Here is a 26165-nt window from a genome sequence, read left to right as displayed (position 1 = left end):
CTGCGGGTGCTGCGGGTCCTGTCGGTGCTGCGTCGGGCACTGCGCGTTCCAGGGGTTCTCTGTGTTCCGGGTGGCTCGGGTGGTCCGGGCGGCTCGGGTGTCGTGCGCTCACGTCGGTTCCGTCAGCTCAGGCCGAGTTCGTCGTCGAGCGCGTGGAAGAGTTCCTCGTCCGAGACCGCGTCCAGGTCCAGCTCGTCGTCGTCCGCCGGGCCGGCGGCCGTGGCCGTCTGCCCCTGCGGGGCGCTCCACCGCGACAGCAGCGTCTGGAGCCGGATGGTGATCTTCGACTGGGCGATGCTGTCGGCTTCCATGGCCAGCAGGGCCGACTCCAGCCGGTCCAGCTCGTCGAGCACCGAGAGGCCGCCGTCACCGGCGCCGCCCAGCGGCAGTGCGGTGGCGAGGTGGGCCGCCAGGGCGGCCGGGTTCGGGTAGTCGAAGATCAGCGTGGCGGGCAGCCGCAGGCCGGTCGCGCCGTTGACGGCGTTGCGCAGTTCGACGGCGGTCAGCGAGTCGAAGCCCAGTTCGCGGAAGGCCCGGTGGGCCTCCACGGCCGCCGCCGACTCGTAGCCCAGGACGGCCGCGACGTGCGTGCAGACCAGCTCCGTGAGCACCTTGTCGCGTTCGGCGGCGTCGAGCCCGGCCAGTTGGGCGAGCAGAGGGGTGTCGCCGCTCGCTCCGGACGCCGTCCCGCCCGCTGCCGCGGTGCGGCGTGCCGGGGTGCGGACCAGGCCGCGCAGCAGCGCCGGTACGGCGTCGGCGTCCGCCTGCGCGGTCGCTCGCAGCGACGCGGTGTCCAGGCGGAGGGGGACGACGGCCGCGGGGGCCTCCGGGGCGGACAGGGCGACGGCGGTGTCCAGCAGGGCCAAGCCCTCCTCCGTGGACAGCGGGGCCACACCGCCGCGTGTCATGCGTTGGAGGTCGGCCTCGGCGAGGTCCCCGGTCATGTCGCTGGCCTGGGCCCACAGGCCCCACGCCAGCGAGGTCGCCGGCAGGCCCTGCGCCCGACGAGCCAGCGCCAACGCGTCCAGGAAGCTGTTGGCCGCCGCGTAGTTCGCCTGGCCCGGACCACCGAAGACACCCGAGGCCGAGGAGAACAACACGAACGCCGACAGACCCAGACCCGCCGTCAGCTCATGCAGATGCCACGCCGCATCCACCTTCGGCCGCAACACCGTTGCAAGCCGCTGGGGCGTCAGTGAGGTGACCACGCCGTCATCCAGTACGCCCGCCACGTGCACCACCGCCGACAGGCCTGCGCCGTGCTCGTCCAGGAGCGCGGCCACCGCCTCGCGGTCGGCCACGTCACACGCGGCCACCGACACCTGGGCACCCACAGCCGCGAGCTGTGTTCGGAGTTCGGCGGCACCCTCAGCCTCCAGGCCACGCCGGGAGACCAGCAGCAGATCCCGTACACCGTGCCGCTCGACCAGATGCCGTACGACCACCCGGCCCAGGCCACCGAAAGCACCCGTCACCAGTACGGAACCCTCACCCCACGGCGAGGTGGTCACACCGCCCTCAGCAGTCACACGAACCAGACGCGGCACCCACACCGCACCAGACCGCAGCGCCACCTCCGGCTCACCCGAGCCGACCACAGCACCCAGCAGCCCACCATCAAGAGCCGTGTCAGCGTCGGCGTCGGCGTCGACCAGGACGAAACGGCCCGGGTGCTCCGAGCGCGCCGAACGCACCAGACCCCACACCGCAGCACCCACCGGATCCGACACCACCCCACCAGCCGCCACCGCACCCCGCGTCACCACAGCAAGCCGCGCGTCCGCAAAGCGCTCATCGGCCAGCCACTCCTGCACCACACCCAGCGCCTGAGCCACCCGCTCCGCGACCACCTCCGGACCGACCACACCATCGACACCACCAGCCGCCCGCCACACCACAACCGCCGGAGACCCATCCCCAGCGCCCCGCTCCTCGAACGACACCCACGACACCGGATCACCCGACACCCCCGACTGCTCCCGCCACTCGACATGGAAGAGGGAGTCGCCCACCGTCGTGTCGCCGAGCTGGTCCACCGCCACCGGCCGGAAGACCAGTGAGTCGACGGTGGCCACCGGGTCGCCGAGGCCGTCCGCGACGGTGAGCGACACGCCGTCGTCGCCCGCCGGGGCCAGCTTGACGCGCAGCGCGGAGGCGCCGGTCGCGTACAGCGAGACACCGCTCCAGGCGAACGGCAGCCGTGCGCCGCCGTCCTCCTCCGCCCCGGCCTCGCCGCGGAGCACGCCGAGGCCGAGGACGTGCAGGGCCGCGTCCAGCAGGGCCGGGTGCAGTCGGAAGGCCTCCGCGCTGTCGGCCTGTTCCGGCCCCAGGGCGACCTCGGCGAACACCTCGTCGCCGCGCCGCCAGGCGGCCCGCAGCCCCTGGAACGCCTCTCCGTACGAGAAGCCCAGCTCGGTCAGGTGCCGGTACAGGCCCTCGACGTCGACCTCGGCGGCGTCACGCGGCGGCCACTCGGCGAGCCGGAACTCCGGCTGCCGCTGCCCGCCCTGGGCGAGCACACCGCTGGCGTGCGTGGTCCACCCGCCGTCGCCCACGTACTCGTCGCGCTCCTCGCGGGAGTGCAGGACGACCTCGCGCCGCCCGTCGTCGCCTTCGGCGCCGATGCCGACCTGGAGCTGTACGGCGCCACGCTCGGGCAGCACCAACGGCGCCGCGAGCGTCAACTCCTCCAACACCCCGCAGCCCACCTCGTCACCGGCCCGCACCGCCAGCTCCACGAACGCCGTACCCGGCAGCAGCACCCGACCCGCCACCGCGTGATCCGCCAGCCACGGATGCGTGGCCAGCGACAACCGGCCCGTGAACACGCACCCGTCCCCACCCGCCAACGGCACGGCGGCCCCCAACAGCGGATGCCCGGCCGACACCAAGCCGGTCGCCGACACATCACCGACAGCACCGGCAGGCGCGCTCGGCCAGTACCGCCGCCGCTGGAACGCGTACGTCGGCAGATCCACACGCCGCCGCGCCTCGACGGGCGCGTACAGCGGCGCCCAGTCGACGTCGATGCCGCGTACGTGCAACTGCGCGAGCGCCGCCAGGAACGTGTCCGCCTCGGAACGGTCCTTACGGAGGGCTGCTACCAACCCGGCCTGCGCGGCGGGCTCGGTGAGGGTGTCGTGGGCCATGGCCGTCAGGACCGCGTCCGGGCCCAGCTCCAGCAGCGTGGAGACACCGAAGCCGGTCAGCGCACCCAAACCGTCGTGGAAACGGACCGCTTCACGGATGTGGCGCACCCAGTACTCGGGGTCCATCAATTCGGCGGCATCCGCCACCTGTCCCGTCAGATTGGAGACGACCGGAAGTGTCGGCTCCTGGTACGTCAACTGCCGTGCCACGCGCCGGAACTCGTCCAGGGCGGGCTCCATCAACGGCGAGTGGAAGGCGTGCGACACCTTCAGCCACCGCACCTTGCGCCCCTGGCCCCGCAGCGTCTGCTCCAGGCCTTCGAGAGCGGCGCGCTCACCGGAAAGGACCACCTGCGAGGGCCCGTTGACCGCTGCGACTCCCACCCGGTCCGCCAGGTTGTCCAGCAGCGGCAGCACCTCGTCCTCCGCCGCCTGGACGGCCAGCATCGCGCCACCCTCGGGGAGCGCCTGCATCAACCGGCCCCGCGCGGCCACCAGTCGCGTCGCATCCTCCAGCGACCAAAGCCCAGCCACGTACGCGGCGGCCAGCTCACCGATCGAATGCCCGCCGACAACCTCCGGGCGCACGCCCAAGGACTCGGCCAAGCGGAACAGCGCCACCTCAAAGGCGAACAGCGCAGGCTGCGCGTAACCGGTCTGCTCCAACAGGTCGGCATCCGCACCGAACATCACGCTCTGGAGCGAACGTTCTATCCACCCATCGAAGTACGCACACACCTCGTCCAGCGCATCCGCGAACACCGGGAAGGTTTCGTACAACTCCCGGCCCATCCCCAGCCGCTGACTGCCCTGGCCGGTGAACAGCACACCCAGACGGCCCTCGGCCACCGATCCGGACACCACACCCGGACCACCGGACGCCAGGGCTTCCAGCCCGGACAGGAACTGATCCCGGGTGCGGCCGACCACGACGGCCCGGTGGTCGAGCGGGGAGCGGCCCGTCAGGAGGGACCAGCCAGCGTCCACGGGGTCCAGGGAGGTGTGCGTGAGGACGTGTTCACGCAGTCGGTCCGCCTGGGCGCGCAGCGCGTCGGCGCTCCGGCCCGAGAGGAGCCATGGCACCGCCGTAACGGGGGCGACGGGCTCGACGGCGGCCGTCGGCTCGGGGAGCGGGGCCTGCTCCACGATGACGTGGGCGTTGGTGCCGCTCACGCCGAAGGAGGAGACCCCCGCGCGGCGCGGTGCGCCGGGCTCGCGCTCGGTCCACTCCTGGGACTCCGCGAGGAGTTCGACGGCCCCGGCGGACCAGTCCACGTGCGTGCTGGGCCGGTCCACGTGCAGGGACTGCGGAAGGACACCCTCACGCATGGCCATGACCATCTTGATGACTCCGGCGACGCCGGCGGCGGACTGGGTGTGGCCGATGTTGGACTTGACGGAGCCGAGCCAGAGCGGCCGGTCCTCGGGACGCTCCTGGCCGTACGTGGCGAGCAGCGCCTGGGCCTCGATGGGGTCGCCGAGCGTGGTGCCCGTGCCGTGGGCCTCCACCGCGTCCACCTCGGCCGCCGACAGCCCGGCGTTCGCCAGGGCGGCGCGGATGACGCGCTGCTGGGAGGGGCCGTTGGGGGCGGTGAGGCCGTTGCTGGCGCCGTCCTGGTTGACGGCGGAGCCCCGTACGACCGCGAGGACTTCGTGGCCGTTGCGGCGGGCGTCCGACAGGCGCTCCAGGAGGAGCAGGCCGACGCCCTCGCCCCAGCCCGTGCCGTCGGCGGCCTCCGCGAAGGGCTTGCAGCGGCCGTCGGCGGCCAGACCGCGCTGGCGGCTGAACTCCAGGAAGGCGGCGGGGCTGACCATGACGGTCACGCCGCCCGCGAGGGCCAGGTCGCACTCGCCCTGGCGCAGCGCCTGCGCGGCCAGGTGCAGGGCTACGAGGGACGACGAGCAGGCGGTGTCGACGGTGACCGCCGGGCCCTCCAGGCCGAAGCTGTACGAGAGGCGGCCGGAGATCACGCTCGTCGCGTCACCGGTCATGAGGTAGCCCTCGACGCCCTCCGGGGCGTGGGCCAACCCCGCCGACCACCCTTGCGAGCAGGCGCCGACGAACACGCCGGTGCTGCTGCCGTGCAGGGCCGAGGGTGCGATGCCCGCGCGCTCGAACAGCTCCCAGGAGGTCTCCAGGAGCAGCCGCTGCTGCGGGTCCATGGCCAGGGCCTCGCGCGGCGAGATGCCGAAGAGCCCGGCGTCGAACTCGGACACGTCGTACAGGAATCCGCCCTGCGCGGCGAAGCTCGCGTCGGCGGAGCCGGTGCGCTCCGGCTGGAACAGCCCGTCGGGGCCCCAGCCGCGGTCGGTGGGGAAGACCGAGATGGCGTCGGTGCCGTCGGCGACCAGCCGCCACAGGGCTTCGGGGCTGGTGGCGCCGCCGGGGTAGCGGCAGCTCATGGACACGATCGCGATCGGGTCGTCCTCGACGTCCGCCGCCCGCCGGGCCGGGGTGGTGGCCCCGGCGGGGGCCGTGGCGGGCTCGGTGTCGCCCAGCAGCCGCGTCCGCAGGTGGGCCGCGAGGGCCGCCGAGGTCGGGTAGTCGAAGACGAGGGTGGTGGGCAGCTTCAGGCCGGTGGCGGTGGCCAGGCGGTTGCGGACCTCGACGGCCGTCAGCGAGTCGAAGCCCAGCTCGCGGAAGGCGCGCGTCGGCTCCACGGCCTCCGCGCCCGCGTAGCCGAGGACCGCTGCGGCCTGCCCGCGCACCAGCTCCAGAAGCTGCCGCTCCTGCTCGCGCTCGGCGAGCCCCGCCAGCCGCTCGGCCCACGCGGAGCCGGAACCGGAACCGGAGCTCCGGGCCCCGGCGCCGCCCGGGGCGGCCTCGGGCTCGGCGAGCGCACGCCGCACCTCGGGCAGGTCCCCGAGGAACGGGCTCGGCCGCACCGACGTGAACGCGGGCGCGAACCGCTCCCAGTCCACGTCCGCCACGGCCACGAACGTCTCGTCGTACGCCACCGCCTGAGCCAGCGCGGCGACCGCGCGCTCCGGCGCCATCGCCGTCACACCACGGCGCCGCAGGTGCCTCTCGGCCTCCTCGGCCGCCGCCATACCGCTGCCGCCCCAGGCCCCCCAGGCGACGGAGGTCGCGGGCAGGCCGCGGGCGCGGCGCTGCTCGGCGAGCGCGTCGAGGTAGGCGTTGGCGGCCGCGTAGGCGCCCTGGCCGCCACCGCCCCACACACCGGAGTTCGACGAGAAGAGGACGAAGGCGTCCACGTCCTCACTGTCGAGGAGCGCGTCGAGATGCGCGGCACCGGCCGTCTTGGCCCCGTACACCTCGGCGATCGCGGCCACGGACAGGTCGGCGATCGGGTACGAGGGGCTGACTCCGGCGGCGTGGAACACGGACCGGACGGTGTGCCCGTCCGTCCGCAGCCCGTCGAGGAGGCGTACGACCGCGTCCCGGTCGGCCACGTCGCAGGCGGCCACGGTGACCTCGGCGCCCAACTCCTCCAGCTCGGCCTTGAGCTCCGCGGCGCCCGGCGCGTCCAGACCGCGCCGGCTGGTCAGCACCAGGTGCTCGGCACCTTCCCGCGCCAGCCAGCGTGCCACGTGCCCGCCGATGGCACCCGTACCCCCGGTGACCAGCGCCGTACCGCGCGGCGTCCACTGCCTGGCGGGCCCCTGGCCCGCCGACTCCAGCGGGGCGTGCGCGAAGCGGCGGACGAAGACGCCGGTGTCCCGCACCGCGAGCTGGTCCTCGTCGCCGAGGCCGGTCAGGATCGCGGTGAACCGGGACGCGGCCCGGGAGTCGTACGTGGCCGGCAGGTCGATGAGGCCGCCCCACCGGTCCGGGTGCTCCAGCGCGGCCACGCGCCCCAGGCCCCAGAGCTGCGCCTGCACCGGGCTCTCCACCCGGTCGCTGCGCCCCGTCGAGACAGCGCCCCGGCTCAGCGCCCACAGCCGCGCGCCGAGCCCGGCGTCACCCAGGGCCTGCACCAGCGCCACGGTCCCCGCGACGGCCACGGGCACACCCGCGAACTCCGCGTGCGCCGACTCCTCGAACCCGAGCAGCGACACCACACCGGAGACCACACCCGCACCGCCGACCGCCTCCCGCAACCGAACGGCCAACGCCTCCCGCGTCAACTCGTCCGCCGTCACCCGAACTTCAACGCCCTCAGCACCCGCACGGGTCAAGGACTCCACCACACCGGCGGCCCACGGGTGCTCCCCCGCGCCCTCCGGCACCACCACCAGCCACCGGCCCGACAGAGCCGGTACGGGCAGACCGCCCGCCAGCGGCTTCCACGCCACGCGGTAGCGCCAGCCGTCGATGGTGGACCGCTCACGCCGCTGCCGCCGCCAGGACGCGAGACCCGGCAGGACCGCTCCCAGCGTGCTCTCGTCGACGTCCACGAGCGTGGCGGACAACTGCTCCAGGTCCTCGCGCTCCACGGCCTCCCAGAACCGCGACTCCACCTCGTCCCCGGTCGGCGCGGCACCGCCGTCCGCGTCCTGGTCCGGGGCGAGCATCCAGTAGTGGTCGCGCTGGAAGGCGTACGTGGGCAGGTCGACGGTGGTACGGGCGCCAGGGAACAACGCCTTCCAGTCCAGCTCGGCACCGTGGGCGTAGGCCTCGGCGAGCGAGGCGAGCAGCCGGTCGGCGCCGCCTTCGTCGCGCCGCAGGGACCCGAGGGTGGCGGCGGGGCTGTCGGTGGCGTCGATGGTGGCCTGGACCGGGACCGTGAGGACGGGGTGCGGGCTCATCTCCAGGAACAGGCCGTGGCCTTCGGCGAGCAGGCCGCGGGTGGCGTGCTCGAACAACACCGTCTGGCGGAGGTTGCGGTACCAGTACCCGGCGTCCATCGGGATGTCCAGCCAGGTGCCCGTGAGGGTCGAGTACAGCGGCACCTCGGGCTGCTGCGGCGACACGTCCGCCAGGGCATCGAGAATCTGTGCCTCGATCTGCTCGACGTACGAGGAGTGCGAGGCATAGTCCACCGGAATCGTGCGGGCACGGACGTCCTGCGCCACACACTGCGCGACCAGTTCCTCCAGGGCCTCCGGCTCACCGGAGACCACCACTTGAGCCGGGCCGTTGACGGCCGCGACCTCGATCCGGCCCTCCCAACCAGTGATCAGCTCACGTACGCCGCTTTCCGGCAGCGGCACGGACACCATGCCGCCCTTACCAGACAGTTCGCGGATCGCGAGGCTGCGCAAGGCCACGACCCGGGCCGCGTCCTCCAGCGACAGGACACCGGCCACGCACGCGGCAGCGATCTCCCCCTGGCTGTGACCCACCACAGCCGCAGGCTTCACTCCCGCCGCCTGCCACACCGCAGCCAACGACACCATCACCGCGAACAGCGCCGGCTGGACCACGTCCACCCGGTCGAACCGCTCCCCGCCCAGCTCCTCGAACAGGTCCCAGTCCACGAACGCACTCAACGCATCCGCGCACTCCCGCATACGAGCCGCGAACACCGGCGAGGCGTCAATGAGTTCGCGTGCCATCCCGGCCCACTGCGACCCCTGCCCCGGGAACACGAACACCGGACGCCCGGCACCACTCACCGCGCGGCCGACGACCACACCACCGGCTGCCGTGTCTCCTTCGGCCAGGCGGCCCAGGGCGGCGAGAAGCTCCTCCCGGTTCCGCCCGAGGGCGACGCCCCGGTGCTCGAACCGCGACCTCGCCACCGCCAGCGACCAGGCCACATCACCGACGCTCAACTCGGCGCGTGCGGCGAGGTGTTCGCGCAGCCGGTCCGCCTGGGCCCGCAGAGCCTCGGGGGTCCGCCCCGAGAGGATGAACGGGGTCACCCCCGCGAGCACCGACGACTCGGGCTCCTGAGCGCCGTCGCCGTCGTCCCCGTGGGCGGACTCGTCGGCCGCCGGGGCCTGCTCCACGATGACGTGGGCGTTGGTACCGCTGACGCCGAAGGACGAGACGCCCGCGCGGCGCGGCCCGCCGTCCTCCCGCTCGGCCCACTCCCGGGCCTCGGTGAGGAGTTCGACGGTTCCGGCCGACCAGTCCACCTGGGGCGTCGGCTCGTCCACGTGCAGCGTGCGGGGCAGGACGCCCGCGCACATCGCCATGACCATCTTGATGACGCCCGCGACACCGGCAGCGGCCTGGGTGTGGCCGATGTTCGACTTCAGGGAGCCCAGCCACAGCGGGCGGTCGCCGGAGTGCTCCTTGCCGTACGTGGCGATGAGCGCCTGCGCCTCGATGGGGTCGCCCAGGGTCGTACCCGTGCCGTGGGCCTCCACGGCGTCGACGTCGCCCGGCTTGAGGCCGGCCCCGGCCAGCGCGTCGCGGATGACGCGCTGCTGGGACGGGCCGTTGGGGGCGGTCAGGCCGCTGCTGGCGCCGTCCTGGTTGACGGCCGAGCCCCGGACCACGGCGAGGACCTTGTGGCCGTTGCGGCGGGCGTCGGACAGCCGCTCCAGGAGCAGCAGGCCCGCGCCCTCGCCCCAGCCGGTGCCGTCCGCCGACGCCGCGAAGGACTTGCAGCGGCCGTCGGTCGACAGGCCGCGCTGGCGGCTGAAGTCGATGAAAGTGCCCGCCGTGGGCATGACGGTCACGCCGCCCGCGAGGGCGAGGGTGCACTCGCCCTGACGCAGGGCCTGCGCCGCCAGGTGCAGCGCGACCAGGGACGAGGAGCAGGCCGTGTCGACGGTGACGGCGGGGCCTTCGAGGCCGAGCGTGTAGGCGACGCGGCCGGAGACGACCGAGCCCGCGTTGCCGGTGCCGATGTAGCCCTCGACGCCCTCCGGCAGGGCGCGCAGCCGGGTCGCGTAGTCGTAGTACATGACGCCCGCGAAGACACCGGTGCGGCTGCGGCGCAGGGAGACGGGGTCGATGCCCGCCCGTTCGATCGCCTCCCAGGCGGTCTCCAGGAGGAGCCGCTGCTGCGGGTCCATCGCCAGGGCCTCGCGCGGCGAGACGCCGAAGAAGGAGGCGTCGAACTGGGGAGCGTCGTAGAGGAAGCCGCCCTCGGCGGTGTAGCTGGTGCCCTGCTTGTCCGGGTCCGGGTCGAACAGCTCGTCCGTGTCCCAGCCGCGGTCGGTGGGGAACGCGGAGATGGCGTCCGTGCCGTCGGCCACGAGCCGCCACAGGTCCTCGGGCGTGCTGACGCCGCCCGGGTAGCGGCAGCTCATGCCGACGATCGCGACGGGCTCCTGCCGGTTCTCCTCCAGTTCGCGCACCCGGCGGCGGGCGTCGCGCAGATCAGCCGTCGCCCGCTTCAGGTAATCGAGGTACTTCCCCTCGTCCGCCATTTACAGCGCCTCCTCGAAGCGGTCGGGCCGGTCCGTGTCCGAGCCCGGGTCTGTGCGGGTGTGTGTGCCGTTGCCTGTGCCGGTGTGCGTACCGGTGTCCGAGCGGGTGTTCATGTGGGGGTCCGACGGTGTGCGGAGCTCGCTGTCGAGCAGGTCGAAGAGTTCGTCGGCGGTGGCATCCTCGAGGTCTTCCAGCTCCGTGTGCCGGTCCGCGGCGGTGTCCGTCGCGGTGCCGCGCGGGGTGTCCCAGGCGGTGAGCAGGGAGCGCAGCCTGTCCGCGACGCGGTCCCGCTCGGTGCCGTCGGCGTCGTCGCCCACGGCCTTGAGGACGCTCTCCAGGCGGTCGAGCTCGGCGTCCACGTCACCTGGGTCGACCGGTCCGCCGAGTGGTACGGCGGCCGGGGTGGGCAGTTCCTCGGAGAGGTACTCGGCCAGCGCCGCCGGGTTCGGGTAGTCGAAGATCAGCGTGCTGGGCAGCCGCAGCCCGGTCTCCGCGGTGAGGCGGTTGCGGAGTTCGACGGCCGTCAGGGAGTCGAAGCCGAGCTCCAGGAAGCCGCGGCCCAGCTCGACGGCGTTCGGCGACGTGTAGCCGAGCACGCCCGCGACGTGCGTACGGACGAGGTCGAGCAGGGCCCGGTCGCGGTCGGCACCGCGGAGTCCCGCCAGGCGCTCCGCCGGCGTCTCGGCGGGTGCGGCAGCGGTGTCCGCGCCGCCGCTCCGCGCCCGCCGGACGGTCGGCCTGACCAGGCCGCGGAGCAGCGCGGGCACGGCCTCCGGCTGCTGGGTGCGCAGCGCGGCGGTGTCGATGCGCAGGGGCACGAGGGCCGGATGCGCGCTCGCCGGGGCGAGGTCGAACAGGGCCAGTGCCTCTTCGGTGTCGAGCGCGAGGACGCCACCGCGAGCCATGCGCTGAAGGTCGGCCTCGGCGAGGTCCCCGGTCATGTCGCTGGCCTGGGCCCACAGACCCCACGCCAGCGAGGTCGCCGACAGACCCTGCGCCCGACGAGCCAGCGCCAACGCATCCAGGAAGCCGTTGGCCGCCGCGTAGTTCGCCTGACCCGGACCACCGAAGACACCCGACGCCGAGGAGAACAACACGAACGCCGACAGACCCAGACCCGCCGTCAGCTCATGCAGATGCCACGCCGCATCCACCTTCGGCCGCAACACCGTCGCAAGCCGCTCCGGCGTCAGCGAAGTCACCACGCCGTCATCCAGTACGCCCGCCACGTGCACCACCGCCGACAGGCCTGCGCCGTGCTCGTCCAGGAGCGCGGCCACCGCCTCGCGGTCGGCCACGTCACACGCGGCCACCGACACCTGGGCACCCACAGCCGCGAGCTGTGTTCGGAGTTCGGCCGCACCCTCAGCCTCCAGGCCACGCCGGGAGACCAGCAGCAGATCCCGTACGCCGTGCCGCTCGACCAGATGCCGTACGACCACCCGGCCCAGACCGCCGAAGGCACCCGTCACCAGTACGGAACCCTCACCCCAGGGGGCAGCAGTGTCCGGAGCGGCCTCAGCAGTCACACGTGCCAGACGCGGCACCCACACCGCACCACCCCGCAGTGCCACCTCCGGCTCACCCGAGCCGACCACAACACCCAGCACCCCACCATCAAGAGCCGTGTCAGCGTCGGCGTCGGCGTCGACGAGGACGAAACGGCCCGGGTGCTCCGAGCGCGCCGAACGCACCAGACCCCACACCGCAGCCCCCACCGGATCCGGCACCACCCCACCAGCCGCCACCGCACCCCGCGTCACCACCACCAGACGAGAGTCCGCAAAGCGCTCATCGGCCAGCCACTCCTGCACCACACCCAGCGCCTGAGCCACCCGCTCCGCAACCACCTCCGGACCGACCACACCATCGACACCACCAGCCGCCTGCCACACCACAACCGCCGGAGACCCATCCCCAGCGCCCCGCTCCTCGAACGACACCCACGGCACCGGATCTCCCAACACCCCCGACTGCTCCCGCCACTCGACGTGGAAGAGGGAGTCGGCGTGCGGGTGCGCACCGCTCGCCTGCTCGATGAGGTCCTTGGACATGGGCCGGAAGACGAGCGCGTCCACCGAGGCCACCGGCGCTCCGGTGGTGTCGGCGACCTCCAGGGTGACGCCGTCGGTGCCGTGCGGCACCAGCCGGACGCGGACCGCCGCGGCGCCCTCGGCGTGCAGCGTGACGCCGGTCCAGGCGAAGGGCAGTCCTCCGGACGCGGGTTCGGCGCTCGTTGCCGCCTGCGTGGCGGAGGCGAGGGCACGGGCGTGCAGGGCGGCGTCGAGGAGCGCCGGGTGCAGGCCGAAGGCACCGGCGTCCGTGTGCTCGTCCTGGTCCAGGGCGACCTCGGCGAACACCTCGTCGCCGCGCCGCCAGGCGGCCCGCAGCCCCTGGAACACGGGGCCGTAGTCGAAGCCCGCCGCGGACAGCTCGTCGTAGAGTCCGTCGACCGCGAGCGGCTCCGCGTCGCGCGGCGGCCAGGCGGTGAGGTCGGCGGAGGCGGCGGGCGCCTCCACCGGGGACTCGGTCAGGGTGCCGGTGGCGTTCCTGGTCCAGGCGTCGGCCGACAGGCCCTCGGCACCGTCGCCCGGTTCGGGGCGCGAGTGCAGGCTGAGGGGGCGGCGCCCCGAGGCGTCCGGGGCCTCGACGCGCAACTGCACCTGGATGCTGCCGCGTTCGGGCAGCACGAGCGGCGCGCCCAGGGTCAGCTCGTCCAGGACGCCGTACCCGATCTGCCCGCCCGCGTGGACCGCAAGCTCCACGAAGGCCGTACCCGGCAGCAGCACCCGCCCGGCCACGGCGTGGTCGGCGAGCCACGGGTGCGTGGCCAGGGACAGCCGCCCCGTGAACAGGTAGCCGTCCGCGTCCGCAAGCGGCGTCCCCGCGCCGAGCAGCGGATGCCCCGCCGGGACGAGCCCGGCCGACTCGACGTCGGCGGCACCGCCGGTCTGCTTGAGCCAGTAGCTCTGGTGCTGGAAGGCGTACGTGGGCAGGTCCACGCGGCGCCGGGTCTCGACGGGCGCGTACAGCGGCGCCCAGTCGACGTCGATGCCGCGTACGTGCAGGAGTCCGAGGGCGGCGAGGAAGGCGTCCGTCTCGGGACGGTCCTTGCGTACGGCGGCCACCAGCCCGGCCTGCGCCGAAGGCTCGGTGAGCGCCTCGTGGGCCATGGCCGTCAGGACCGCGTCCGGGCCCAGCTCCAGCAGCGTCGTGACACCGAAGCCGGCCAGCGCGCCCAGGCCCTCGTGGAAGCGCACGGCCTCGCGGATGTGGCGCACCCAGTACTCGGGGTCCATCAGCTCGCCGGGCTGGGCCAGGGCGCCCGTGACGTTGGAGACGACCGGAAGTGTCGGCTCCTGGTACGTCAACTGCCGTGCCACGCGCCGGAACTCCTCCAGCGCGGGCTCCATCAGCGGCGAGTGGAAGGCGTGCGACACCTTCAGCCAGCGCACCTTGCGGCCCTGCTCGCGCAGCACCTGCTCCAGGCCTTCGAGAGCGGCACGCTCGCCGGAAAGGACCACCTGCGAGGGCCCGTTGACCGCTGCGACTCCCACCCGGTCGGCCAGGTCGCTGAGCAGCGGCAGCACCTCGTCCTCCGCCGCCTGGACCGCGAGCATCGCGCCACCCTCGGGCAACGCCTGCATCAACCGTCCCCGCGCGGCCACCAGCCGCGTCGCATCCTCCAGCGACCAAAGCCCAGCCACGTACGCGGCGGCCAGCTCACCAATCGAGTGCCCGCCGACAACCTCCGGGCATACGCCGAACGACTCCGCCAGCCGGAACAGGGCCACCTCGAAGGCGAACAACGCGGGCTGAGCGTAGGCGGTCTGCTCAAGGAGGTCCGCATCCGTACCGAACATCACGCTCTGGAGCGAACGTTCTATCCACCCGTCGAAGTGGACACACACCTCGTCCAGCGCATCCGCGAACACCGGGAAGGCCTCGTACAACTCCCGGCCCATCCCCAGCCGCTGGCTGCCCTGCCCGGTGAAGACCACCCCCAGACGGCCCTCGACCACCGAACCGCTCAACGGAGTCGCGAGCCCCGCCAGGAACTCCTCCCGGTCCCGGCCGAGTACCACGGCCCGGTGCTCGTGGCGCGCCCGGCCGGTCAGCAGGGACCAGCCCACGTCGACGGCGTCCAGGTGCTCGGCGCCCGTCACGTGCTCGCGCAGGCGGTCGATCTGGTCCTGCAGGGCGTCGGCGCTGCGGGCCGACACCAGCCACGGCACCGCCGTCGCCGGAGTGACGGGGGTGACCGCGTCCGAGGGGTCGGCCGCCGGGGCCTGCTCCACGATGACGTGGGCGTTGGTGCCGCTCACGCCGAAGGAGGAGACACCCGCGCGGCGCGGTGCGCCGTCCTGCCGCTGCGGCCACTGCCTGGCCTCGGTCAGCAGCTCGACGGCCCCGGCGGACCAGTCCACGTGCGTGCTGGGCCGGTCCACGTGCAGCGTCCGCGGCAGCATGCCCGCACGCATGGCCATGACCATCTTGATGACTCCGGCGACGCCGGCGGCGGACTGGGTGTGGCCGATGTTGGACTTGACGGAGCCGAGCCACAGCGGCTGGTCGGCCGGGCGTTCCTGGCCGTACGTGGCGAGCAGCGCCTGGGCCTCGATGGGGTCGCCGAGCGTGGTGCCCGTGCCGTGGGCCTCCACCGCGTCCACCTCGGCGGCCGTCAGGCGCGCGCCGGCGAGGGCGGCGCGGATGACGCGCTGCTGGGAGGGGCCGTTGGGGGCGGTGAGACCGTTGCTGGCACCGTCCTGGTTGACGGCCGAGCCCCGGACGACCGCGAGGACTTCGTGCCCGTTGCGGCGCGCGTCCGACAGGCGCTCAAGGAGCAGCAGACCGACGCCCTCGCCCCAGCCCGTGCCGTCCGCCGCCTCGGCGAACGCCTTGCAGCGGCCGTCGGCGGCCAGCCCGCGCTGGCGGCTGAACTCGATGAAGGCGCCGGGGTTGGACATGACGGTGACGCCGCCCGCGAGGGCCAGGTCGCACTCGCCCTGGCGCAGCGCCTGCGCCGCCAGGTGCAGGGCGACCAGGGACGACGAGCAGGCCGTGTCCACCGTCACCGCCGGGCCTTCGAGGCCGAAGGAGTAGGCGAGGCGACCGGAGATGACGCTGGTCGCGCCGCCCGCCAGCAGATAGCCCTCGACGCCCTCGGGGGTCTCCCGCAGGCCGGAGCCGTAGCCCTGCGACGACGCGCCCACGAACACGCCGGCCTGGCTGCCGTGCAGGGTCGCCGGGTCGATGCCCGCGCGCTCGAACAGCTCCCAGGAGGTCTCCAGGAGCAGCCGCTGCTGCGGGTCCATGGCCAGGGCCTCGCGCGGCGAGATGCCGAAGAAGACGGGGTCGAACTGGTCGGCGTCGTAGAGGAAGCCGCCCTGGCGGGCGTAGCTGGTGCCGCGCTGTTCGGGGTCCGCGTCGTAGAGGGCGTCGAGGTCCCAGCCGCGGCCGCCCGGGAACGCGGACATGGCGTCCGCGCCCTCGGCGAGGAGCCGCCACAGGGCTTCGGGGCTGGTGGCGCCGCCGGGGTAGCGGCAGCTCATCGACACGATGGCGATGGGGTCGTCGTCGGCCCGGCCCGTGGCGCGGACCGGAGCCGCCGCCTCGCCCGCCGCCGTCGCGTGCCCGCCGTCGCCCACCAACTGCGCCCGCAGGTGACCCGCGAGCACGGCGGAGGTGGGGTAGTCGAAGACGAGGGTGGTGGGCAGCTTCAGGCCGGTGGCGGTGGCCAGGCGGTTGCGGACCTCGACGGCGGTCAGCGAGTCGAAGCCCAGCTCGCGGAAGGCGCGCGTCGGCTCCACGGCCTCCGCGCCCGCGTAGCCGAGGACCGCTGCGGCCTGCCCGCGCACCAGCTCCAGGAACTGCCGCTCCTGCTCGGCCGCCGGGAGGCCCGCGAGCCGCTCGGCCCACGCGGAGCCAGGGGCAGTCTGCTTCCCGGTGCCGGTCTCTTCGCCGTCCGCGAGGGCGCGCCGCACCTCGGGCAGGTCCCCGAGGAGAGCGCTGGGCCGCACCGACGTGAAGGCGGGTGCGAACCGCTCCCAGTCCACGTCGGCGACGGCCACGAACGTCTCGTCGTGCGCCACCGCCTGGGCCAGGGCGGCGACCGCGCGCTCCGGGGCCATCGCCGCGAGACCGCGGCGCCGCAGGTGTTCCGTGCCCTCGTCCCCGGCCATGCCGCCGCCGTCCCACAGGCCCCAGGCGACGGAGGTCGCCGTGAGGCCGCGGGCGCGGCGGTGCTCGGCGAGCGCGTCGAGATAGGCGTTGGCGGCCGCGTAGGCGCCTTGACCACCGCCGCCCCACACACCGGAGTTCGACGAGAAGAGCACGAAGGCGTCCAGCTCCTCGCTGTCGAGGAGCGCGTCGAGATGCGCGGCACCGGCCGTCTTGGCGCCGTACACCTGGGCGATGTCGGCCACGGACATCCCATCCAGCGGCTGCGTCTGTCCGACGCCCGCCGCGTGGAAGACGGCTCGCAGGGTGTGCCCGTCCGCCCGCAGCCCGTCGAGAAGGCGGACGACCGCGTCCCGGTCGGCCACGTCACAGGCGGCCACGGTGACCTCGGCGCCCAACTCCTCCAGCTCGGCCGTGAGCTCCACGGCGCCCGGCGCGTCCAGGCCACGCCGGCTGGTCAGCACCAGGTGCTCGGCACCTTCCCGCGCCAGCCAGCGCGCCACGTGCCCGCCGATGGCACCCGTACCACCGGTGACCAGCGCCGTACCCCGCGGCGTCCACCGTGCGGCCCGGCCGGGCACCGCGGATCGTACGAGGCGGCGCACGACGACACCGGAGCCGCGCACGGCGAGCTGGTCCTCGTCCGCGACGCCCGCGAGGGCGGCCGTGAAGCGCGCGCCCGTACGGGTGTCGTACGACGACGGGAGGTCGATGAGGCCGCCCCACCGGTCGGGGAACTCCAGCGCGGCGACGCGCCCCAGGCCCCAGAGCTGCGCCTGCACCGGGCTCTCCACCCGGTCGCTGCGCCCCGTCGAGACAGCGCCCCGCGTCACCACCCACAGCCGCGCGCCGATCCCCGTGTCACCCAGGGCCTGCACCAGCGCCACGGTCCCCGCGACGGCCACGGGCACACCCGCGAACTCCGCGTGCGCCGACTCCTCGAACCCGAGCAGCGACACCACACCGGAGACCGCACCCGCACCGCCGAGCGCCTCCCGCAGCCGGACCGCCAACGCCTCCCGCGTCAAGTCGGCCGTTGCTACGGCGAGTTCAACGCCCTCAGCGCCCGCACGGGCCAAGGACTCCACGACACCGGAAGCCCACGGGTGCTCCCCCGCGCCCTCCGGCACCACCACCAGCCACCGGCCGGTGAGGCCGGTCGTCGGAAGGGCGTTGGTCGGCAGCGGCTTCCAGGACACCTGGTAGCGCCAGCCGTCGAGGGCCGACTGCTCGCGCCGCTGTCGCCTCCAGGACGCGAGACCCGGCAGGACCGCTTCCAGCGTGCTCTCGTCGACGTCCACGAGCGTGGCGGACAACTGCTCCAGGTCCTCGCGCTCCACGGCCTCCCAGAACCGCGACTCCACCTCGTCCGCGCCGAGCGGCGCCGCGTCTTCCGGGGCCGCGAAGTCGGGCCAGTAGTGCTGACGCTGGAAGGCGTACGTGGGCAGGTCAGCGACCACACGGGCGCCGGGGAACAACGCCTTCCAGTCCAGTTCGACCCCGTGGGCGTGGGCCTCGGCGAGCGACGCCGCGAGCCGGTCGGCGCCGCCCTCGTCGCGGCGCAGGGAGCCCAGGGCGGCGGCGGGGCTGTCGGTGGCGTCGATGGTGGCCTGCACCGGGACGGTGAGCACCGGGTGCGGGCTCATCTCCACGAACAGGCCGTGGCTCTCGGCCAGAAGCCCGCGCGTGGCGTGCTCGAACAGGACGGTCCGGCGGAGGTTGCGGTACCAGTACCGGGCGTCCATCGGAACGTCCAGCCAGGTGCCCGTGAGGGTCGAGTACAGCGGTACCTCGGCCTGCTGCGGCGACACGTCCGCCAGGGCGTCCAGGATCCGCGCCTCGATCTGCTCGACGTACGACGAGTGCGAGGCGTAGTCGACGGGGATCGTACGGGCACGGATGTCCTGCGCCACACACTGGGCGACCAGCTCTTGCAGGGCCTCCGGCTCGCCGGAGACCACCAACTGGGCCGGGCCGTTGACGGCCGCGACCTCGATCCGGCCCTCCCAAGCGGCGACCAGCTCACGGACCTCCGCCTCGGGCAGCGGCACGGAGACCATGCCGCCCTCACCGGACAGTTCGCGGATCGCGAGGCTGCGCAAGGCCACGACCCGGGCCGCGTCCTCCAGCGACAGCACACCCGCCACGCACGCGGCAGCGATCTCCCCCTGGCTGTGACCGACGACCGCTGCAGGCCGCACACCCGCCGCCTGCCACACAGCGGCAAGGGACACCATCACCGCGAAGAGCACCGGCTGGACCACATCCACCCGGTCGAACCGCTCCCCGGTCAACTCCTCGAACAGATCCCAGTCCACGAACGCACTCAACGCATCCGCACACTCCCGCATACGGCCCGCGAACACCGGCGACTCGTCCAGCAGTCGGACCGCCATCCCGGCCCACTGCGACCCCTGCCCCGGGAACACGAACACCGCGCGACCGGCGCCGCTCACCGCACGCCCGGTGACCGCGGTGGTGGCGGTCGTGTCCCCTTCCGCCAGGCGGCCGAGGGCGGCGACCAGCTCGTCCCGGTCCCGGCCGAGGGCGACGCCCCGGTGCTCGAACCGCGACCGCGCGACGGCCAGCGTCCAGGCCACGTCGCGCAGGCCGAGGTCCGTGTCCGCGCGCAGTGCGTCGCGGAGCCGGGCCGCCTGGCCGCGCAGGGCCTCGGGTGTCTTCGCCGAGAGCGCCAAAGGCACGACGGGCATGAGCGGCGCGGCGCTGTCGGCGGCACGGTCCGTGCGCGCGGGCTCGTCGGCCGGGGCCTGTTCCACGATGACGTGGGCGTTGGTGCCGCTGACACCGAAGGACGAGACGCCCGCGCGGCGCGGCCCGCCGTCCTCCCGCTCGGCCCACTCCCGGGCCTGGGTGAGGAGTTCGACCGCGCCCGCGGTCCAGTCCACCTGCGGCGTCGGCTCGTCCACGTGCAGGGTCGGCGGCAGGACACCCGCGCGCATGGCCATGACCATCTTGATGACGCCCGCGACACCGGCGGCGGCCTGCGTGTGGCCGATGTTCGACTTCAGGGAGCCCAGCCACAGGGGTCGCTCGGCCGGGCGCTCCTTGCCGTACGTGGCGATGAGCGCCTGCGCCTCGATGGGGTCACCCAAGGTCGTACCCGTGCCGTGGGCCTCGACGGCGTCCACCTCGGCGGCGGACAGCCCGGCGTTGGCGAGGGCGGCGCGGATGACGCGCTGCTGGGAGGGGCCGTTCGGGGCGGTCAGGCCGTTGCTGGCGCCGTCCTGGTTGACGGCCGAGCCACGGAGGACCGCGAGGACGCGGTGGCCCTTGCGACGGGCGTCCGACAGGCGCTCGAGGAGGAGCAGGCCGACGCCCTCGCCCCAGCCGGTGCCGTCCGCGGCGGCCGCGAAGGACTTGCAGCGGCCGTCGGCGGCCAGACCGCGCTGGCGGCTGAACTCGATGAACGTACCAGGGGTCGACATGACGGCGACGCCGCCCGCGAGAGCCATGTCGCACTCGCCCTGGCGCAGCGCCTGCGCGGCCAGGTGCAGGGCCACCAGCGACGACGAGCAGGCCGTGTCGACGGTGACGGCGGGGCCTTCGAGGCCGAAGGTGTAGGAGATGCGGCCGGAGGCGACGCTCGCCGCGCTGCCGTTGCCGACGTAGCCCTCCAGGTCGTCGAGGCCGCCGGGGGCGCTCAGGAGGTGGGTCGCGTAGTCGTTGTACATGATGCCGACGAACACGCCGGTGGAGCTGGAACGCGCGGTCGCCGGATCGATGCCCGCCCGCTCGAACGCCTCCCAGGTGGTCTCCAGGAGGAGCCGCTGCTGGGGGTCGATGGACAGGCCCTCGCGCGGGGAGATGCCGAAGAACGCCGGGTCGAACTCGGCGGCGTCGTAGAGGAAGCCGCCCTCGCGCGTGTAGAACGAGCCGGGGCTGTCCGGGTCGGGGTCGTACAGGGCGTCGACGTCCCAGCCGCGGTCGCCGGGCAGGTCGCCGATGGCGTCGACGCCGTCGGCGGTGAGGCGCCACAGGTCCTCGGGGGTGGTGACGCCGCCGGGGTAGCGGCAGCTCATCGACACGATGACGACGGGGTCGTCGTCCTCGGGGCCGGGGCCCGCCGTCGTCCGGGGCGCCGGCGAGGCGGCCGCGTCGGTGCCGAGGAGCTCGTCGAGGAGGTGCCGGGCGAGGACGGTGGCGGCCGGGTAGTCGAAGGCGAGCGTCGCGGGCAGCCGCAGGCCGGTCGCGGCGGTGAGCCGGTTGCGCAGTTCGACGGCGGTGAGCGAGTCGAAGCCGATCTCGCGGAAGGCCCGGTCGGGCGCGACGGCGTCGGCCGACGGGTAGCCGAGGACGGCGGCGGCGTGGCCCCGTACCAGCGTGAGGACCTCCTGCTCGCGGTCCTCCTCGGGCAGCGCGGCGACACGCCGGGCGAGGGCGGAGCCCTCCTGCCGGTCCCCGGTGGCAGCGGTGCGCCGCTGCGGTACGCGGACCAGGGTGCGCAGCAGCGGCGGGACGCCGTCGGTGGCGGCCCGGGCGCGCAGGCCGCCGAGGTCGAGGCGGACCGGCACGGTCACGGCCCGGCCCGCGGCGTGGGCGGCGTCGAAGAGGGCCAGGCCCTCGTCGCTGGTGAGCGGGGCGGCGCCGGCGCGGGCGCGGCGGTCGAGGTCACCGGCGCCGAGGTGGGCGGTCATCTCGCTGGCCTGGGCCCACAGGCCCCACGCGAGGGAGGCCGCCGGGAGACCCTGGGCGCGGCGGTGCTCGGCGAGGGCGTCGAGGAAGGCGTTGGCGGCCGCGTAGTTGGCCTGGCCGGGGGTGCCGAACACACCGGCGGCCGAGGAGAACAGCACGAACGCGGAGAGGTCCAGGTCCGCCGTCAGCTCGTGCAGGTGGAGCGCGGCGTCCGCCTTGGGGCGCAGCACCGTGTCCAGGCGCTCGGGGGTCAGCGCGGTGACCACGCCGTCGTCGAGGGCCCCGGCCACGTGCACGACCGCGGACAGTTCGGCGCGGACGCCGTCCAGGAGGGCGGCGAGCGCGGTGCGGTCGGCGGTGTCGCAGGCGGCGAGCCGTACGCGGGCACCCGCCTCCTCCAGGTCCGCGCGGAGGCCGGCGGCCCCGGCGGCGGCGTCGCCGCGGCGCGACACGAGGAGCAGGTCCCGGACGCCGTGCCGGTCCACCAGGTGGCGGGCCACCAGGCCGCCGAGGGTGCCGGTACCGCCGGTGATGAGGACGGTGCCGTCACCCCAGGAGCCGGGCACCTCTCCAGCGTGCGGCGTCCCGTCGGCGTCCGGCGTGCCGTCGACGTCCGGCGTCCCGTCGGCGTTTGGCGCCGGGTGCGGTACGCGGGTCAGGCGCGGGGCCCGCAGTCCGCCGTCGCAGAGGGCGAGTTCAGGCTCGTCGGTGGCGAGGGCGGCGGCGACCAGGGAGGCGGTGGCTTCGCCGGAGGCGGAGGCGACCTCGGCATCAGCATCGGCGTCGGCGTCGGCCGGGTCCAGGTCCAGGAGGACGAAGCGGTCCGGGTGCTCGGACTGCGCCGAGCGCAGCAGGCCACGGACAGCGGCGGCCACCGGGTCGGGGGCGGTGGTGCCGCCTGCCGCGACCGCGCCGCGCGTCACCACGGCGAGGCGGGACGCCTCGAACCGCTCGTCGCCGAGCCAGCCCTGCACCGCGTCCAGGGCCCGCTCCAGCAGCGGCCGTACGGCGTCGAGGTCGACCGGCCGGGGCGATGCCGCGCTTGGGGAGGAGGGTTCGGGCGTCACGAGCGGCAGGAGCACGGTCGCGGGCAGGTCGGCGCCCGCGTCCAGCGCGGTGGTGAGGGCCTCCAGGTCCGCGTACGTCCGCCGGACGGAGGCGAGGACGGGGGCCAGGGTGCCGGGTGCGTCGGCATCGAGGAGCGCCGCGGAGGCGAGGCCCGCGTCCGTCGTCGCCGGGGCGTCGACCGGTGTCCACTCCACCTGGAACAGCGCGTCGAGCCGCGGTGCCCCGGTCAGGTGCTCCTCGGCCAGGGGGCGCAGCGCGAGGGAGCCGACGGAGACGACGGGCTGCCCGTCGGCGTCGGCGGCCAGCACCGAGACGGTGTCCGGGCCCGCGGCGGTGACACGGACCCGGAGCGTGGTGGCCCCGGTGGCGTGCAGGGTGACGTCGGACCAGGCGAACGGCAGGTGCGCGCGGTCCGTGCGGGCGATGAAGCCGCCGAGGCCGATGGCGTGGAGCGCGGCGTCGAAGAGCGCCGGGTGCAGGCCGAAGGCGTCCGTGTCGGCGTGCGCCTCCTGCGGGAGTTCGATCTCCGCGTAGACGTCGTCGCCCTGCCGCCAGGCGGCGCGCAGGCCCTGGAAGAGCGGGCCGTAGCCGTGGCCGTTGGCGGTGAGGCGCTCGTACAGGTCGGACACGTCGATCCGCTCGGCGCGCGCGGGCGGCCACGCGGCCAGGGCGCCGGTGTCTGCCTGCCGCCCGGCCGGGTCCGCGGGCAGCAGGCTGCCGGTGAAGTGCCGCGTCCAGGGGGTGTCGTCGGTGTCGTCCTGCGGGCGCGCGAAGAGGCTCAGCTCGCGCCGCCCGGAGCCGTCGGGCCCGCTCACGGAGATCTGGAGCTGGACGGCGCCCTGCTCGGGGACGACGAGCGGGGCCTCCAGGGTCAGCTCTTCGAGGAAGCCGCAGCCGACCTCGTCGCCCGCGCGCAGGGCGAGTTCGACGTACGCCGTGCCGGGCAGCAGGATCGCGCCGTCCACGGCGTGGTCGGCGAGCCAGGGGTGGGTCTGGGTCGCGAGCCGCCCGGTGAAGAGGTAGCCGTCCGCGTCCGCGAGGGCCACGGCGGCCCCGAGCAGCGGGTGCCCGGCGGCACGAAGCCCCGCGAACACCACGTCCCCGGCGCCCGCGGGCACGGCCTTCGGCCAGTAGCGCTCGCGCTGGAAGGGGTAGGTGGGCAGGTCGACGGTGGTACGGGCGCCGGGGAAGAGGGCCTTCCAGTCCAGCTCGGCGCCGTGGGCGTGGGCTTCCGCGAGCGAGGCGAGCAGCCGGTCGGCGCCGCCCTCGTCGCGCCGCAGCGAGCCCAGGGTGGCAGCGGGGCTGTCGGTGGCGTCGATGGTGGCCTGCACCGGGACGGTGAGCACCGGGTGCGGGCTCATCTCCACGAAAAGCCCGTGGCCCTCGGCCAGAAGCCCGCGCGTGGCGTGCTCGAACAGCACCGTCCGGCGCAGGTTGCGGTACCAGTACCCGGCGTCCATCGGCACGTCCAGCCAGGCCCCGGTCAGCGTCGAGTACAGCGGCACCTCGGCCTGCCCCGGCCGCACCTCCGCCAGCGCGTCGAGAATCCGCGCCTCGATCTGCTCGACGTACGAGGAGTGCGAGGCGTAGTCCACCGGGATCGTGCGGGCACGGATGTCCTCGGCGGAGCACTGCGCCACCAGCTCCTCCAGCGCCTCCGGCTCACCGGACACGACCACCTGGGCCGGGCCGTTGACGGCCGCGACCTCGATCCGGCCCTCCCAGCCGGAGACCAGCTCACGGACCTCGCCCTCAGGCAGCGGCACCGACACCATGCCGCCCTTACCCGACAGCTCCCGGATGGCCAGGCTGCGCAGGGCCACGACCCGGGCCGCGTCCTCCAGCGACAGCGCGCCTGCCACGCATGCGGCAGCGATCTCCCCCTGGCTGTGACCCACCACAGCCGCAGGCTTCACCCCCGCCGCCTGCCACACCGCAGCCAACGACACCATCACCGCGAACAACACCGGCTGGACCACATCCACCCGGTCGAACCGCTCCCCGCTCAACTCCTCGAACAGATCCCAGTCCACGAACGCACTCAACGCATCCGCGCACTCCCGCATACGAGCCGCGAACACCGGTGACGCATCCAGCAGTTGAACCGCCATTCCGGCCCACTGCGACCCCTGCCCCGGGAACACGAACACCGCGCGACCGGCACCACCCACCGCACGCCCGGTGACCACGCCACCGGCCGCCGCCGCGCCGTCGCCCTCGGCCAGCCGCTCAAGACCCGCGAGAAGCTCCTCCCGGTCGCGGCCGAGGACGACACCCCGGTGCTCGAACCGCGACCGCGCCACCGCCAGCGACCAGGCCACGTCGCCGACGCCCAGCTCGGGGCGGGTCAGCAGGTGGGTCCGGAGGCGGTCCGCCTGGTCGCGCAGGGCCTCGGGGGTCCTGGCCGAGAGGGCCAGCGGGACCGCGCCCGTCACGACGCGGTCGGGGCCTTCCGTGCCGGCCTCGGGGGCGGTGGCCTCCTCGGGCGCCGGGGCCTCTTCCACGATGACGTGGGCGTTGGTGCCGCTCACGCCGAAGGAGGAGATGCCCGCGCGGCGCGGCACGCCGCCGTCCCGCTCGGCCCACTCCCGGGCCTCGGTGAGCAGCTCGACGGCGCCGGCCGACCAGTTGACCTCGGGCGTCGGCTCGTCCACGTGCAGCGTGCGGGGCAGCAGCCCGTGGCGCATCGCGAGGACCATCTTCATGAGGCCCGCGACGCCCGCCGCCGCCTGGGTGTGGCCGATGTTGGACTTGATGGAGCCCAGCCACAGGGGCTCGCCGGACTCGGGGCGCTCCTGGCCGTACGTGGCGATGAGCGCCTGCGCCTCGATGGGGTCGCCGAGGGTCGTGCCGGTGCCGTGGGCCTCGACGGCGTCGACGTCGGCGGCGGTCAGGCGGGCGTTGGCGAGGGCCTGCATGATGACGCGCTGCTGGGAGGGGCCGTTGGGGGCGGTCAGGCCGTTGCTGGCGCCGTCCTGGTTGACGGCCGAGCCGCGGACCACCGCGAGGACCGGGTGGCCGTTGCGGCGCGCGTCGGACAGGCGCTCCACGAGGAGCATGCCGACGCCCTCGCCCCAGCCGGTGCCGTCCGCGGCGGCGGCGAAGGCCTTGCAGCGGCCGTCGGCGGCGAGGCCCTGCTGGCGGCTGAACTCGGTGAAGACGCCGGGCGTGGAGATGACGGTGACGCCCGCGACGAGAGCCATGCCGCACTCGCCCTGGCGCAGCGCCTGCACGGCGAGGTGCAGGGCGACCAGGGACGAGGAGCAGGCCGTGTCGACGGTGAGGGCGGGGCCTTCGAGGCCGAGGGTGTAGGCGATGCGGCCGGACTCGACCGCGGCCGCGTTGCCCGTGCTGACGTAGCCCTCGACGTCCTCCTCGGCCTCGAAGAGGAGCGGGGCGTAGTCCTGGCCGTTGGTGCCGACGAACACGCCGGTGCGGCTGCCGCGTACCGTCGCGGGGTCGATGCCCGCGCGTTCGAAGGCCTCCCAGGCGGTCTCCAGGAGGAGCCGCTGCTGCGGGTCCATCGCCAGGGCCTCACGGGGGGAGATACCGAAGAAAGCCGCGTCGAATTCGGCGACCTCGTCGAGGAATCCGCCGTGGGCCGTGGAGCTGGTGCCCTGCTTTCCGGCGGCGTCGGGGTCGTAGAGCGACTCCAGGTCCCAGTTGCGGTCGGTGGGGAGCCCCGTCATGGCGTCGCGGCCCTCCGCGAGCAGCCGCCACAGGTCTTCGGGGCCGCTCACGCCGCCGGGGAAGCGGCAGCTCATCGCCGTGATCGCGATGGGCTCCTGCGCGGCGGCCTCGACGTCCTTCAGACGTTGCTGCGTCTGATGCAGGTCCGCCGAAACCCACTTGAGATAGTCGCGCAGCGTCTCTTCATTCGCCAT

2 protein-coding genes are annotated in these 26165 nt (G+C 74.3%); both read right to left on the bottom strand.

What is annotated here, in order from left to right; genetic code table 11:
- Nucleotides 1–122 precede the first annotated feature (122 nt).
- Complete coding sequence (locus tag IE330_RS18570) at nt 123–10379, bottom strand: type I polyketide synthase (protein ID WP_190137166.1); 10257 nt, start codon at nt 10377–10379, stop codon at nt 123–125.
- Entirely contained in the window at nt 10380–26165 is a 15786-nt protein-coding gene (locus IE330_RS18565; RefSeq protein ID WP_190137165.1) for a type I polyketide synthase, read from the bottom strand.

Origin of the sequence: Streptomyces longispororuber, from assembly GCF_014656095.1 — a bacterium.
In the GTDB taxonomy this organism is placed as follows: Bacteria; Actinomycetota; Actinomycetes; order Streptomycetales; family Streptomycetaceae; genus Streptomyces; species Streptomyces longispororuber.
Note: the sequence above shows the minus strand (reverse complement) of the source record. Positions and strands in the feature narration are given on the sequence as shown.